We start from the raw sequence: 14,043 nt of genomic DNA on the forward strand, positions 1-14,043 counted from the left end.
TTAACCCTATGCCAAAGCTGATTGCATTTGACCAGGAGGCCCGCGAGGGCATCCAGCGCGGTGTAGACACGCTGGCCGACGCCGTCAAGGTCACCCTCGGCCCGCGCGGCCGCAACGTCGTGCTGTCCAAGGCTTTCGGTGGCCCGACCGTCACGAATGACGGCGTCACCATCGCCCGCGACATCGACCTCGATGATCCGTTTGAGAACCTTGGCGCCCAGCTGGTGAAGTCCGTGGCCGTCAAGACCAACGACATCGCCGGTGACGGCACCACCACCGCCACCTTGCTGGCCCAGGCGCTCGTCTTTGAAGGTTTGCGCAACGTTGCCGCCGGCGCTAACCCCATTGAGCTGAACAAGGGCATCGCCGCGGCGGCTGAGAAGGTCGTCGAGGAGCTCAAGAAGCGCGCCACCCCGGTGAACTCCTCCGCGGAGGTCTCCCAGGTTGCCACCGTGTCCTCCCGCGATGCGGAGGTCGGCGAGATGGTCGCCGGCGCGATGGACAAGGTGGGCAAGGACGGCGTCGTCACCGTCGAGGAGTCCCAGACCATCGAGTCCACCGTGGACGTCACCGAGGGCATTTCCTTCGACAAGGGCTACCTCTCCCCGTACTTTGCGACGGAGGAGGAGACCTACAACGCCGTGCTTGACGACGCCGCAATTCTCCTCGTCCGCAACAAGATCTCCTCCCTGCCGGACTTCCTGCCGCTGCTGGAGAAGATCGCGGAGTCCTCGCGCCCGACGCTCATCATCGCTGAGGACATCGAGGGCGAGCCGCTGCAGGCACTCGTGGTGAACTCCATCCGCAAGGTCCTCAAGGTCGCCGCCGTGAAGTCCCCGTACTTCGGCGAGCGCCGCAAGGGCTTCATGGATGACCTGGCTGTTGTCACCGGCGCTACCGTCGTCGACCCGGAGGTTGGCATCAACCTCAAGGAGGTCGGCCCGGAGGTTCTCGGTTCCGCTCGCCGCGTCACCGTGTCCAAGGAGGACACCGTGATCGTGGATGGTGCAGGTACGGCAGAGGCCGTCGAGGAGCGCCGCGAGCAGCTGCGCCGCGAAATCGAGCGCACCGATTCCACCTGGGATAAGGAGAAGCTGGAGGAGCGTCTGGCCAAACTGTCCGGTGGCGTTGCCGTCATCCGCGTTGGCGCTGCTACCGAGACCGAGGTCAACGAGCGCAAGCTGCGCGTCGAGGACGCCATCAACGCCGCCCGCGCGGCCGTTGAAGAGGGCGTCATTGCTGGCGGCGGCTCTGCGCTGGTCCAGATCTCCCAGGAGCTCGAGGCTTTCGCCGAGGGCTTCGAGGGCGAGGCCAAGATCGGTGTGCTGGCCGTGGCCCGCGCGCTGACCCGCCCGGCCTACTGGATCGCCGAAAACGCAGGCCTGGACGGATCCGTCGTGGTCGCCCACGTTGCCGAGAAGGCCAACGGCGAGGGCTTCAACGCTGCCACCCTGGAGTACGGCAACCTGCTCGAGCAGGGCATCATCGACCCGGTGAAGGTCACCCACTCCGCCGTGGTTAACGCCGCCTCCGTGGCCCGCATGGTGCTCACCACCGAGGCTTCCGTTGTGGAGAAGCCCGCCGAGGAAGAGCCGGCACAGGCTGCGCACGCGCACTCGCACGCGCACTAAACCGTGCGTGCGGGAAACATTCGTTTCCCGCACAACCACAAGGGTTCCCGCGTAGCCACAAGGGTTCCCACATTGCCGTAAGGAAGGCCCGCTAACCCGCATTTTTGCGGGGCGGCGGGCCTTCGCCGTGGGGGCGGGAATCTCCGCCCCGGTACTAGACTGCTGAGCCGTGGAACAAGAATTCATCACCGTCACCGGCGCCCGCGAAAACAACCTCAAGAACGTGGACGTGCGCATCCCTAAGCGCAAGCTCACCGTCTTCACCGGCGTGTCTGGTTCCGGCAAGACCTCGCTGGTCTTCGATACCGTTGCGGCTGAACCGCAGCGTCTCATCAACGAGACCTATCCCGGCTTCGTGCAGGGCTTCATGCAGGCCCCACCCCGCCCCGACGTGGACCGCTTGGAAGGGCTCACCGCAGCCATCGTCGTGGGCCAGGAGCCCATGGCGGCTTCCGCGCGCTCGACGTTCGGTACCGCCACCGACATCACCGGGCACCTTCGCGTGCTCTTCTCACGCCTAGCCGAGCCCCGCGCCGGCGGCCCCGCGGCCTATTCCTTCAACGTGCCCTCCGCCTCCGGGCAGGGCGCCATCGAGGTCAACGGTGTGAAGGAAGTCCGCCGCTTCGAGCGCACCGGCGGCATGTGCCCGAGGTGTGAGGGAAGGGGGGGAAGTGGGGGACGTCGACAAGCGCCAGCTCGTTGATGAGACTCTGGCGTTGAACGACGGCGCCATCATGTACCCCGGCATGAAGGTGGGCTCGTGGATGTGGCGCGCCTACGCCGAGTCCGGGCTGTACCCGGCGGATGTACCTGTCAAGGACTTTAGTGCGGAACAGAAGCGCGACCTGTACGAAACCGAGACCAAAGTCAAGGTCGGTGGCGTCAACATGAGCTACATGGGGCTGGTCACGCGCCTGAAAACCAACGTGCTGAGCAAGCCCGTGGAGTCCCTGCAAAAGCACATGCGGGCCTTTGTCGAGCGCGCGGTGGTTTTCGTCGACTGCCCGGAGTGCCACGGCACGCGCTTGGCGCAGCACGCGCGCGAGTCCTACCTCAACGGCGTCTCCATCGCGGATGTCTGCGCCATGGAGCTTGCCGACGCCTCCGCATGGCTCCGCACCATCAACTCACCGCTTGCCGTGGCCCCGCTGCGTGGGTTGGAGGCCGCCCTGGATTTGGGGCTGGGCTACCTGACGCTGGCGCGCCCGACGGGAACGCTGAGCGGTGGCGAAGCGCAGCGCACGCGCATGGTGCGGCACATCGGGTCGGCGCTCACGGACGTCACCTATGTCTTTGATGAGCCGACCGCTGGCCTACACCCGCATGACGTCACGCGGATGAACGAGCTGCTCCTGCAGCTGCGCGATAAGGGAAACACCGTGCTCGTGGTGGAGCACAACCCGGAGACGATGGCGATTGCGGATTGCGTCGTCGAGCTTGGCCCCGGCGCCGGTGTGGAAGGTGGCGAGATCCTTTCTGGCGGTGCTGCACCGTCCGTCAGCGGGAAGGTGGCGTTGAAGGAGGAGGTACGCGAGCCCACCGGAGCGCTGGAAATCCGTGGGGCGTCCCATAACAATCTCAAGGGCGTCGACGTGGATATTCCATTGGGCGTGCTCACGGTCATTTCGGGCGTTGCGGGATCCGGAAAGTCATCGCTGAGGGAATGCCTGCCGGACGACGACCGCATCCTCGTTGTCGACCAGTCTTCGTTGTCTGGCTCGCGGCGCTCGAACCCGGCCACCTACACAGGTGCGATGGACGCGCTGCGCAAGGCCTTCGCCAAGGCCAACGATGGGGCCACGCCGGGAATGTTCTCTTTCAACTCGGAGGGCGCGTGCCCGGCCTGTTCCGGCGCTGGCGTGGTGACCGTGGAGTTCGGTGTGATGGACAGCGCGGATGTGCCCTGCGAGGTGTGCGAGGGCCGCCGCTTTGCTGCCGACGTTTTGGGCTACGAGCTGGCGGGCAAGAACATCGCGGAGGTACTCGCGCTTCCCGCGGTTGAAGCCGTGGAGTTTTGCCGCGAGGCCAAAGTTACTGCCGCCAAGCGCGTGTGTGAGCAGCTCGTTGCCGTGGGGCTGGGCTACCTGACGCTGGGGCAGCCGCTCTCGACGCTCTCCGGCGGCGAGCGCCAGCGGCTGAAGCTGGCGGTGCGGTTGTGCGACCGCAAGGCGACTGCGGACATCATCGTGCTCGATGAGCCGACGGTGGGCCTGCATCAGAAAGATATCGACACCTTGCTGCGCCTCTTTGACACGCTTGTCGACGACCATCTCACCCTCATCTGCGTCGAACACCACCGCGCCGTCCTGGCGCACGCCGACCACATCATTGATCTCGGTCCCGGCGCGGGCTCAGCCGGCGGCGAGGTTGTGGCGGCCTGCTCGCCGCGCGAGTTCCTCGACAAGGACACGCTGACCGCCCGCTACCTAGCGCAGGCGCTGTAAAAACTGGCGTCTTTCACCCGCTGCCCCTTGCCCGTGCTGGCTGTTGGATATCAGTGCAGGTGGGGGAGGGGCGTGATGCTACTTAAAGAAACTTCGCAAAAGGCCCGCTGCGCGACGGCCCACGGCGGGCTCATCCAGTGGGGAGAGCAGCCTTGTCGCGTCCAGCCAATAGAGGTGGTGGTTTGCCGTCCGACCCCAAGGCTGGGAGCTGGCAGAAGCGGACTAGGCGCCGACGGCCGCGTGGGTGCGACGAGAACGCAGGGCGACGACGCGCTCCGACTCGCTCATGCCGCCCCACACGCCGTAGGGCTCGCCGGAGGCGAGAGCGTGTTCGCGGCACATCTCGATGACCGGGCAGGTGCTGCAAATAGCCTTGGCGCGGTTCTCGCGCTGGGCGCGGGCGCGTCCGCGCTCGCCGTCCGGGTGATAGAACACGTCAGAGTTTTCTCCACGGCATGCGCCATGAAGCTGCCAATCCCAAAAGTCCGTATTCGGCCCGGGGAGCAGGAAGGACTGAGACACGTTCGATTCTCCTTTGCCAAAGATAGAGTGCCCAGGCGCGGGGCGCGTTGCGGGCACGCCCCCGTGAACGCCGAGGCGAAGTGAGACGAGATTGAAGTGTGTCCCCCTTGGGTAAACAGCGCGTTACGCAATGCTGACATGCAGGTATAACTGGCTGAAACTCCTCAACTGGAGCCCCTGTGACCTGCGCTTAAGGCTAAGATGAACGGTGTATGAACTTTTTCTAGTGGGGTCAAAGCTGGGGATGAGACCCGTCGTTTTGGGGTTTCGCCAAAAGGTTATGCCATGATGTTCATACAGAATATGAAGTAATGCATTAAGCAGAAGAGCAAAAGCAGAACGGCAAGGATGGCAGTGGCTACTCAGGCTACAGACGCGAGCGGCTCCTCAACGGCGGCGAAGCGCGACAGCGATAAGGAATTAGCGGACCTCGTTCCGCTGGCCGTCGACGGTAGCCGCCGCGCCCTCCAGCGCATCATGCGGATCATTCACCCGCAGGTCCTGCGCTATTGTCGCGCGCGCATCGGCGGCCACCGCCAGCCCACGGCGGAGGACGTGGCGCAGGAGATCTGTTTGGCGGTGGCGACGTCTATTGGCACGTACAAAGATAAGGGCCGCCCGTTTATGGCCTACGTCTATGGCATTGCTGCTCACAAGGTGACCGATGCCCACCGCGCCCTGAGCCGCGACCACACTCACCCCACGGAAGACCTTCCGGAGGATGCTGCTCAGGACGCTACCCCCGAAGAATCCGCCCTTGCCGTGGACGGTAGTAACAGAGTGCGGGCCATGCTCGATACGTTAAGTGACAAGGCCCGGGACATTATCATCTTGCGTGTGTTCGTGGGGCTGTCGGCAGAGGAGACCGCGGAAATTGTGGAGTCCACCCCTGGCGCAGTCCGCGTGGCGCAGCATCGTGCACTCGCGCAATTGCGCAAATCCCTCGATTCGCACGAGACGCAGTGAACCAACAATGTGAACCAGCAGAGTGAACCAGTAATTGGGCTAGCCCAGAGCTAGCAGTGAGCCATCGGCACTTGGCACCGACAAACTAATAATTCTCTAATAAGGAAGGGAGGTCATCATGGCAAAGAAGGACGAGCCTCAGCAGGGTGTCGCTGAGCAGCTGCAGCCCTTGGTTGATGATGATGCATTCCTCACTACTCTCTCCGAAGGAACAGATCCCTCCGATGGCGGTGATGAACTGGCGGGGCTTCTGCTGGAGCTGCGCGGGGACGTCGAAAAGCAGATGCCTCCGGCCCCTCTCATTGAGGGCGCGGAGGAAGAGCCGGAGATCATTTCCCTCGGCGCGGCACGCCGCCGTCGAAGCAAGCCTTTCATGCACGGACTCATCGGGGCGGCCGCAGCTACGCTGCTCATCGCAGGTACCGGCGCTGTGGTCGTCAACGCCGGCCCGGGATCTCCGCTTTACGGAGTGAACCAGTCGCTCTTCGGCGCGGACGAGCACGATGTGTCCGTAGTGGAGCTTGCCGGAACGCTCGATGAGATGGAGAAGCGTTCCGCCCAAGGCGACATGGATGGCACCCGCCAGTTGCTTGAAGAAGCCCGGAAGATGGTGGACCAGGCTAAGCGGGAACGTGAGGCAGAGGCCCCTCGTACCACGAAGCAGCAGCCCAGCGCCACGGTGACGCAGACGCAGACCGTGGAGAAGCCTGCCCCAGTGGAGGAGCAGCAGCCGCCGGAGCCGGAAACCGTAACGCAGACAGAGACTGCGGTTTCCACCGTCGTGGTGACCCGCACGGTTTCGGCGGGCAACCCGCTGAGCCCACCGGAGCAGAACCAGCCGGAGCCAGGCCAGCAGGGCGGCGATCAGGCAACACCTCCGCAAGGCGACAACTCCGACGGAGCTTCGGATGGCGCCACGGATAATGGCCAGCTCCCGCCGGCGCAATTCCAGCAATAAAACCACAAAGAACCTCTTCCCCCGCAACAGGAGGGAAGAGGTTCTTTCCGTTTAACGCGCGGTAGTTCTACCGCGCTGACCGCAGCTAGTAGCGCGAATCCATGCCGTCGAGATAACCCACCGCATAATCCCAAGGGACGTAGCGCATCGGGTCCGGCTCCGCGCCCGGCTCGTGCACGGGGGCTAGCTGGCCTGCCAGCGTGGCCTGCATGTTGGAGGCCATGATGTCCCACTCGTAAAAGTGGTTCTCCTCGCAGTCCTCGCAGAAAAAGAAGATGCCATCGATGCCGCGCGGGCTTAGCACGCGCGCAAACTCTTGGACCATGGCCAGATCGTGGATGACGGCGAGACGGTCCTCCTCGGACAGCGGCTCGACGTGATCATCCTCCTCGAGGAAGGAAGCTGGGTCGTTGGGGTCGTCCGCGAAAGGATCGCGGGGCATGTTGGCGAAAAAGTTCACGCCTGCGAGCCTATTGACTCCGTGCGCGCATGGCAATTCCCTATAGATACCTATTCCTCTACCCACGGCTACCACTACGGGGCGTCCACGCACTACAGTGAGGGCTACCGCATAAAACTATCTGGTCAGTTTAGGAGAGCCCCACCCTCATGAGCCACGTCCACACCGGCGGAGACAACCCCGACAAGATTGCACTCTACGGCCTTACCTTTGATGATGTCCTGCTGCTTCCGGCAGAATCCAACGTCGTTCCCTCCGAGGTGGATACCTCGGCGCAGTTTACGCGCAACATTCGCCTCGGCGTGCCCCTGGCTTCCGCCGCGATGGACACGGTGACCGAGGCCCGCATGGCCATCGGCATGGCGCGCCAGGGCGGCATCGGTGTCCTGCACCGCAACCTGTCAGTTGAGGATCAGGCCCAGCAGGTAGAGATTGTCAAGCGCTCCGAGTCCGGCATGGTGACCGACCCGGTCACGGCTTCCCCGGAGATGACCATCGATGAAGTCGATACGCTGTGCGCGCGGTTCCGGATTTCGGGCCTGCCGGTCGTCGATAAGCAGGGCACCCTCGTGGGTATCTGCACCAACCGTGACATGCGCTTCGAGCCGGATTTCTCCCGCAAGGTCTCCGAGATTATGACGCCGATGCCGCTCGTCGTGGCCAAGGAGGGCGTCAGCAAGGAGGAGGCGCTGGAGCTGCTGTCCGCCAACAAGGTGGAGAAGCTGCCCATCGTCAACGATGAGAACAAGCTCGTCGGCCTCATCACCGTCAAGGACTTTGTCAAGACTGAGCAGTTCCCCAACGCCTCCAAGGATGCTTCCGGGCGCCTGCTCGTGGCGGCGGGCATCGGTACCGGTGAGGAGTCCTACCAGCGCGCAGGCCAGCTTGTCGACGCCGGCGTGGACGTCCTCGTCGTCGACTCCGCCCACGCCCACAACAACCGCGTGCTGGAGATGGTCTCCCGCGTGCAGAAGGACTTCGGCGACCGCGTTGACGTCGTCGGCGGCAACCTGGCCACTCGTGCTGCGGCGCGCGACATGATTGAGGCTGGTGCCGACGCCATCAAGGTTGGCATTGGCCCGGGCTCCATCTGCACCACGCGTGTGGTGGCGGGCGTGGGTGCCCCGCAGATCACCGCCATCATGGAGGCCGCTGCGGTGGCCGGCCCGGCGGGCGTTCCGGCTATCGGTGACGGCGGTATGCAGTACTCCGGTGACATTGCCAAGGCGCTGGCTGCCGGCGCCGATACCGTCATGCTGGGCTCGATGCTGGCCGGCACCACGGAGGCGCCGGGCGATATCGTCGTGGTCCAGGGCAAGCAGTACAAGCGCTACCGCGGCATGGGCTCCATGGGCGCCATGCAGGGCCGCGGTCTGACGGGGGAGAAGCGCTCCTATTCCAAGGACCGCTACTTCCAGGCTGACGTCAAGAGCGAGGACAAGCTGGTGCCGGAAGGCGTGGAGGGCCGCGTGCCATTCCGCGGTGACATCGATGCCATCGTGCACCAGATTGTCGGCGGCCTGCGCGCCTCCATGGGCTACACCGGCTCCGCCACCCTGGCCGAGCTCAAGACCAAGCAGTTTGTCCAGATCACCGCCGCGGGCCTCAAGGAGTCTCACCCGCACCACCTTCAGCAGATCGTCGAAGCTCCGAACTACCGCTAAGGACTAATCATGCGCGATTACGTAGAAATCGGCGTGGGCCGTGAGGCTCGCCGCACCTATGACCTGAACCAGATCTCCCTGGTGCCGACTCGCCGCACCCGTTCCTCCAAGGACGTGGACACCTCATGGCACATCGATGCGTACACCTTCGAGGTCCCGTTTGTCTCGGCGCCGACCGATGCGCTGGCCACCCCCGAGTTTGTTATCGAGATGGGCAAGCAGGGCGGCCTGGGCGTTATCAACGCGGAAGGCCTGTGGGGCCGCCACGAGGATCTGGAGGGCGCGATTGCCCGCGTGACGGAGAACTACGGTGACCTGTCGACGCTGCAGGAGCTGCACGCAGCGCCCTTGAACGAAGAGCTGCTGGCCGAGCGCATCGCGCAGGTGCGCGATTCCGGCGTGACCGTGGCCGTGCGTGTCTCCCCGCAGCACGCCCGCGAGCTGGCACCCGTGGTTATTAAGGCCGGCGCAGAGTTGCTGTTCATCCACGGCACTTTGATCTCCGCTGAGCACGTGCAGACCGGTGGCGAGCCGCTCAACTTGAAGGAGTTCATCGGCTCGCTGGATACCCCGGTGATTGCCGGCGGCGTGGCGGATTACACCACGGCCCTGCACCTCATGCGCGCCGGTGCCGCGGGCATCATCGTCGGCTCCGGTGTGAACACCAACCCGGAGACCGTCGGCATTGATATCCCCATGGCGACGACCATCGCGGATGTCGCGGCCGCACGCCGCGATTACCTGGATGAGACTGGGGGCCGCTACGTGCACGTGCTTGCCGACGGCGACATCTTCACCTCCGCAGACATCGCCAAGGCCATTGCTTGTGGTGCCGATGGCGTCGTTCTCGGGCCAGTCTTGGCCCGCGCGGCGGAGGCCGGCGGCAAGGGCTGGTACTGGCCGTCCACGGCCGGCCACCCGCGTTTCCCGCGCGGCATCATCGAGCCGGTTGGCGTGGCTGGTGCCCTCCTCGGCACCGACGCTTCCGGAGTTGACGCTTCTGGCACCGCCGAGGACGCTTCAGCGACCTCCCTTGAAGTCGTGCTCCACGGCCCGTCCAACGAGCCGCTGGGTGAGCTCAACCTGGTCGGTGGGCTCAAGCGCGCTATGGCCAAGTGCGGCTACACGGACCTGAAGTCCTTCCAGAAGGTGGGCTTGGCCGTTCGCTAGCCCGCCCGTTGTAACGCTGCTCCGCTCAACAAAGCTCGGGGCGGAGTTTATGTCACCGCTCCAGTGGCCGTGGCGCTGGCCTCAGTGGCCGTAGCGTTAGAGTCGCTGGCGCGCGATTTCGGGCGCCACGGCAGCTGGGGCTTCTTTAGGCGGCGTGGGCGCAGCGCTACCTTGCGGAATACCACGCGCCCGCGCGCCGGCACCATGGTTTGCAACACCGAGGCCACCACAACCAGGCCGATAGCCGCCAGCTTAAGCTGGGAGGCATTCTGGGAGAGCAGGAGCCAGCCAAAGAGTGCGGCGAAGACAGGTTCCAGGGCGATGAGGATGGAAAAGACGTTGGGGGCGAGCCTGCGCAGCGCAATGAACTCCAACGAATAGGGGATGAGCGAGGCCAGCACGCCCGTGCCTAGGGCGAGCAATAGGAGGGTTGGGTCGCTGGCCAAAGCCACCGCGCCGCGCCCGCCGACAGGCAGGAGCACGAGGCCACCGATGAGGAAGGCCACGGCCAAACCATCCTGCCCGCTAAAGAGAGCGCCCGCCTTCTTGCTGGCCAAGATATAGGCGGCCCACATCGCACCCGCGCACAGCAAGAAGAAAACCCCACGCAGGTCGAGGGGGTCTCCGTTGAAGGAGTCCAACCCCAGCAGGCCCATGCCGATGAGAGCGAGGGCGACGCAGGTGGCGTCGCGAAGCGAGCGGGAGAGGCATGCCGCCAGCAGCAGCGGGCCGAGAAACTCGATGGTGACCGCCGGGCCCAGCGCGACGAGCTCGATGCCGGCATAGAAAGAACCATTCATCAGGCCCAGCGTGAGGCCGAAAATGGTGGCGGAGATCCACTTCTCGCGGCTCCACTCGCGCACGCGCGGGCGCGCGATGAAGAGCAGAATCACAGCGGCGAAGAGCAAGCGTAGCGAGGCGGTGCCCCAGGGGCCTCCAATGGGGAAAATCTGGATGGCGAGGCTGGCTCCGAGCTGGAGGGAAATGCACGAGCCGATGACGCACAGAACGGCAAACGGATTGGTCATGCAGTCCATTGTGGGGTGGGAAGAACTGTTAGTCTATCTACAGTTTTTAACACGTACCCGTTAGGGATTCTGCCATGTTGGACCTGCACCGCCTCCGCATTCTCTACGAGCTGCACCGCCTCGGCACCGTCACTGCGGTGGCGGAATCGCTGCGCTATACGCACTCGGCCATCTCCCAGCAGTTGGCGCAGTGTGAGAAGGACGTCGGCGTGGCGCTCTATGAAAAGGTCGGCCGGCGCGTGCGTTTGACGGAACAGGGAGAAATCCTGGCCTCCTACGCGGAGCGAATGCTCGCGTTGGCGGATGAGGCGGAGTCGCAGGTCATTGCGTCAACCAACGCGGTGCGGGGCACGATTAAGGTCACGACCTTTCAAACCATCATGTCCTCGCTGGTCCCGCGGGCGCTGACGGAGTTGGCCAGGGAGTACCCGGACCTGCGCGTGCAGATCATTCAGCGTGAAGCCGATGGCGCGATGGAGCTGCTGGCGCGCCGGGAGGTGGACCTCATCTTGGGTGAGGAGTACGAGTCGGACATGCCCGCCACGGATGAGCACACCCACCGGGAGCTGCTTCTCGACGACCCCCTCCGCCTCATCACCCCACTCACCGGGCCCTGGAGCGAGTTGCGCTTAGAGGATTTTGCAGCGCATGACGAGGAAATCCCCTTTGCCATGGACCCGGAGGAGTTTTTATTGGGGCGGTTCGTCCACCGGCTGTGCCGCAGGCATGGCTTTAACCCCAGCGTGCTCTATGAAACCCCGGACCCCTTTCTACATGCGCACCTGGTGCGCACCGGACACGCGGTGGCGGTGATCTCGGACCTTTTCCTCGACGAAATTGAGGGCGTGCGCGTGGTTTCCTTGCCTGGTAATCCCACCCGCACGCTCTACACCGCGGTGCGCGCCGGGCGCGAGGGACACCCCGCCTTGCGGGCGTTTCGGGCCGCGTTGAGCAAGGCGGCTGCCACCGCTAAAGATTTTGGGCCACTCCCTGCGGTCTAGGGTGTGGGTTCTTGCGTTAAACTGATGACCGTGACTAACCCAAATACAACCCCGCGTCCTGTCCTCGTGGTGGATTTTGGCGCCCAGTACGCGCAGCTCATCGCCCGGCGCGTGCGTGAGGCCAACATCTACTCCGAGGTTGTCCCCAATTCCGCCTCCGTGGAGGACATCAAGGCCAAGAACCCGGCCGCGCTGATCCTCTCCGGTGGCCCGTCCTCCGTATACGCGGACGGCGCCCCCGCACTGAAGCCGGAGCTGCTCGAGCTCGGCATCCCGGTCTTTGGTATCTGCTACGGCTTCCAGTCCATGACCCAAGCCCTGGGCGGCACCGTGGCCTCCACGGGTGCCCGCGAGTACGGCCGCACGGACATGACCGTGTCTGGCGGTGTGCTCCACAAGGGCCTCGAGGATACGCACAAGGTGTGGATGTCCCACGGCGATTCGGTTTCTGAAGCCCCGGAGGGCTTTGAAGTCACCGCCTCTTCCGAGGGCGCTCCCGTGGCCGCCTTCGAGTGCCTGTCCAAGAAGATGGCCGGCGTGCAGTACCACCCGGAAGTTCTTCACTCGCCGCACGGCCAAGAGGTGCTCACGCGCTTCCTGACGGAGGTAGCAGGCCTGGAGCAGAACTGGACTGCTGAGAACATTGCGGAGCGCCTCATTGAGGATGTGCGCGAGCAGATTGGTGAGGACGGCCATGCCATTTGCGCCCTGTCCGGTGGCGTGGATTCCGCCGTGGCCGCGGCCCTGGTGCAGCGCGCTATTGGTGACCGTTTGACCTGTGTCTTCGTCGACCACGGCCTGCTGCGCGCGGGCGAGCGTGAGCAGGTGGAGAAGGATTTCGTGGCGTCGACTGGCGCGAAGCTCATCACCGCTGATGAGCGCGAGGCTTTCCTTTCCAAGCTGGCTGGTGTGACCGAGCCGGAGGCTAAGCGTAAGGCCATCGGTGCGGAGTTCATCCGCTCCTTTGAGCGCGTCGTCGACCAAGCCCTGGACGGCCAGGATGCCGCGTTCCTGGTGCAGGGCACGCTTTACCCGGACGTGGTGGAGTCCGGCGGCGGTGATGGTACCGCGAACATTAAGTCCCACCACAACGTGGGCGGCCTGCCTGACGACGTCGAGTTCGAGCTCGTCGAGCCGCTGCGCCTGCTCTTCAAGGACGAGGTCCGTGCGGTTGGCCGCGAACTGGGCCTGCCGGAAGAAATCGTGGCACGCCAGCCGTTCCCGGGCCCGGGCCTGGGCATCCGCATTATTGGTGAGGTCACCGAGGAGCGCCTGGAGACCCTGCGCCAGGCAGACCTCATCGCGCGTACTGAGCTGACCAACGCTGGCCTGGATGGCGAGATTTGGCAGTGCCCGGTGGTGCTGCTTGCCGACGTCCGCTCGGTCGGCGTCCAAGGCGATGGCCGCACCTACGGACACCCGATCGTCCTGCGCCCGGTATCCTCCGAAGACGCCATGACTGCGGACTGGACCCGCCTGCCGTACGACGTGTTGGAGAAGATTTCCACCCGCATCACCAACGAGGTCAAGGAAGTTAACCGAGTAGTGCTCGACGTGACGTCGAAGCCGCCGGGAACCATTGAGTGGGAGTAAAGCGAAGCAAACTCCCAGACGCTGCGTAGCGCGGCCGTGCCTTGAATTAACAGGGCGCGGCTGCGCTCCCGTTTTCGGCCCCTGGTACCAAGCCCGCGTGGCTTGTCGTTGGCACCGTCTTTGTCGCCACAAGCTCCGACCGAGGCGCGGAGTAGAGCGTTTGTGTTGCCTCGTTGCTGTACAGCTCCGCGAATCGGGCGAGAGCTCTCGCATACCTCTTTAACGCGCGCGCGAGTAGCCGCACGCCGAGCGAAAATTCTCAGCGGGCGGCTGGTGAAAGCGGCTGTTTGTTGCTAAGGCGTCGCAGGCCGGTGAGCCGGCGTCCTACGACCCATCGATCCTGTTGATCCGGCGACCGGTTGGACTTCGACCTGGGGACTCGGGCGACGATTCACGGGCTGGTTGAACTCATGAACTCGGTGGCGGGGTCCGGAGGTTCGCCGGAGTTATGCGGCGGCGCCCCAGGGCTGGAGCCGTCAGCCGGACCGGAACGCGGATCAGGCGGGCCGGATGTTGGCGGATCTGAGGATGCGCGAGCAGTGCCTGGTGCTCGCCCCGGCGCGGAACGCGGCGGGGGGGCCGGGCTTTCGATGGGAATCGGCGGGG

Annotated in this window: 10 protein-coding genes and 1 pseudogene; 8 read left to right on the forward strand and 3 right to left on the reverse strand. The window is 64.5% G+C overall.

Annotated elements, in window-relative coordinates; genetic code table 11:
* The first annotated feature begins 8 nt into the window (after nt 1-8).
* Both groL and HMPREF2808_RS06525 read left to right on the forward strand, forming a co-directional pair.
* Nucleotides 9-1,631: a chaperonin GroEL gene (gene groL, locus HMPREF2808_RS06520; protein ID WP_070624285.1), complete on the forward strand. Its 1,623-nt coding sequence runs from the start codon at nt 9-11 to the stop codon at nt 1,629-1,631.
* 169 nt (nt 1,632-1,800) lie between these two features.
* A pseudogene (locus HMPREF2808_RS06525) lies at nt 1,801-4,075 on the forward strand (excinuclease ABC subunit UvrA).
* A gap of 222 nt (nt 4,076-4,297) precedes the next feature.
* Here the strand turns inward: HMPREF2808_RS06525 and HMPREF2808_RS06530 are convergent.
* The gene (locus tag HMPREF2808_RS06530; RefSeq protein ID WP_070521542.1) at nt 4,298-4,597 is read right to left on the reverse strand and encodes a WhiB family transcriptional regulator; all 300 of its coding nucleotides are present in this window, start codon (nt 4,595-4,597) and stop codon (nt 4,298-4,300) included.
* Nucleotides 4,598-4,945: 348 nt separating this feature from the next.
* Here HMPREF2808_RS06530 and HMPREF2808_RS06535 point away from each other — a divergent pair, with 348 nt between their 5' ends.
* A complete protein-coding gene (locus tag HMPREF2808_RS06535) occupies nt 4,946-5,563 on the forward strand; it encodes a sigma-70 family RNA polymerase sigma factor (RefSeq protein ID WP_070521539.1) in 618 nt (205 codons plus the stop codon).
* A gap of 118 nt (nt 5,564-5,681) precedes the next feature.
* On the forward strand, nt 5,682-6,521 hold the full coding sequence (locus HMPREF2808_RS06540) for a hypothetical protein (protein ID WP_070521536.1): 840 nt from the start codon (nt 5,682-5,684) through the stop codon (nt 6,519-6,521).
* Nucleotides 6,522-6,606: 85 nt separating this feature from the next.
* Here the strand turns inward: HMPREF2808_RS06540 and HMPREF2808_RS06545 are convergent, their stop codons facing one another.
* Entirely contained in the window at nt 6,607-6,981 is a 375-nt protein-coding gene (locus HMPREF2808_RS06545; protein WP_070521533.1) for a DUF5319 domain-containing protein, read from the reverse strand.
* Nucleotides 6,982-7,130: 149 nt separating this feature from the next.
* Here HMPREF2808_RS06545 and guaB point away from each other — a divergent pair, with 149 nt between their 5' ends.
* Nucleotides 7,131-8,645, forward strand: coding sequence for an IMP dehydrogenase (guaB, locus tag HMPREF2808_RS06550; protein ID WP_070624286.1), 1,515 nt, complete (start codon nt 7,131-7,133; stop codon nt 8,643-8,645).
* A gap of 9 nt (nt 8,646-8,654) precedes the next feature.
* On the forward strand, nt 8,655-9,815 hold the full coding sequence (locus HMPREF2808_RS06555; protein WP_070521525.1) for a GuaB3 family IMP dehydrogenase-related protein: 1,161 nt from the start codon (nt 8,655-8,657) through the stop codon (nt 9,813-9,815).
* Nucleotides 9,816-9,862: 47 nt separating this feature from the next.
* Here the strand turns inward: HMPREF2808_RS06555 and HMPREF2808_RS06560 are convergent, their stop codons facing one another.
* Nucleotides 9,863-10,843 carry an EamA family transporter gene (locus tag HMPREF2808_RS06560; protein WP_246818525.1) on the reverse strand — a complete coding sequence of 327 codons (981 nt, stop codon included), beginning with the start codon at nt 10,841-10,843 and terminating at the stop codon, nt 9,863-9,865.
* Nucleotides 10,844-10,917: 74 nt separating this feature from the next.
* On the opposite strand from HMPREF2808_RS06560, the gene HMPREF2808_RS06565 reads away from it, so the two are divergent.
* Both HMPREF2808_RS06565 and guaA read left to right on the forward strand, forming a co-directional pair.
* Nucleotides 10,918-11,844 carry a LysR family transcriptional regulator gene (locus HMPREF2808_RS06565; protein WP_070521519.1) on the forward strand — a complete coding sequence of 309 codons (927 nt, stop codon included), beginning with the start codon at nt 10,918-10,920 and terminating at the stop codon, nt 11,842-11,844.
* Between the two features lie 24 nt (nt 11,845-11,868).
* Nucleotides 11,869-13,437 (forward strand): glutamine-hydrolyzing GMP synthase, encoded by a 1,569-nt coding sequence (gene guaA / locus HMPREF2808_RS06570; RefSeq protein ID WP_070521516.1) that lies wholly within the window; start codon nt 11,869-11,871, stop codon nt 13,435-13,437.
* Nucleotides 13,438-14,043: the final 606 nt, after the last annotated feature.

The organism is Corynebacterium sp. HMSC078A10 (genome assembly GCF_001811565.1).
Lineage (GTDB): Bacteria > Actinomycetota > Actinomycetes > Mycobacteriales > Mycobacteriaceae > Corynebacterium > Corynebacterium hesseae.

Coding starts and splice junctions, on each gene's coding strand:
- groL (WP_070624285.1), top strand. CDS start 9: ATGCCAAAGCTGATTGCATTTGACCAGGAGGCCCGCGAGGGCATCCAG.
- HMPREF2808_RS06535 (WP_070521539.1), top strand. CDS start 4,946: ATGGCAGTGGCTACTCAGGCTACAGACGCGAGCGGCTCCTCAACGGCG.
- HMPREF2808_RS06540 (WP_070521536.1), top strand. CDS start 5,682: ATGGCAAAGAAGGACGAGCCTCAGCAGGGTGTCGCTGAGCAGCTGCAG.
- guaB (WP_070624286.1), top strand. CDS start 7,131: ATGAGCCACGTCCACACCGGCGGAGACAACCCCGACAAGATTGCACTC.
- HMPREF2808_RS06555 (WP_070521525.1), top strand. CDS start 8,655: ATGCGCGATTACGTAGAAATCGGCGTGGGCCGTGAGGCTCGCCGCACC.
- HMPREF2808_RS06560 (WP_246818525.1), bottom strand. CDS start 10,843: ATGACCAATCCGTTTGCCGTTCTGTGCGTCATCGGCTCGTGCATTTCC.
- HMPREF2808_RS06565 (WP_070521519.1), top strand. CDS start 10,918: ATGTTGGACCTGCACCGCCTCCGCATTCTCTACGAGCTGCACCGCCTC.
- guaA (WP_070521516.1), top strand. CDS start 11,869: ATGACCGTGACTAACCCAAATACAACCCCGCGTCCTGTCCTCGTGGTG.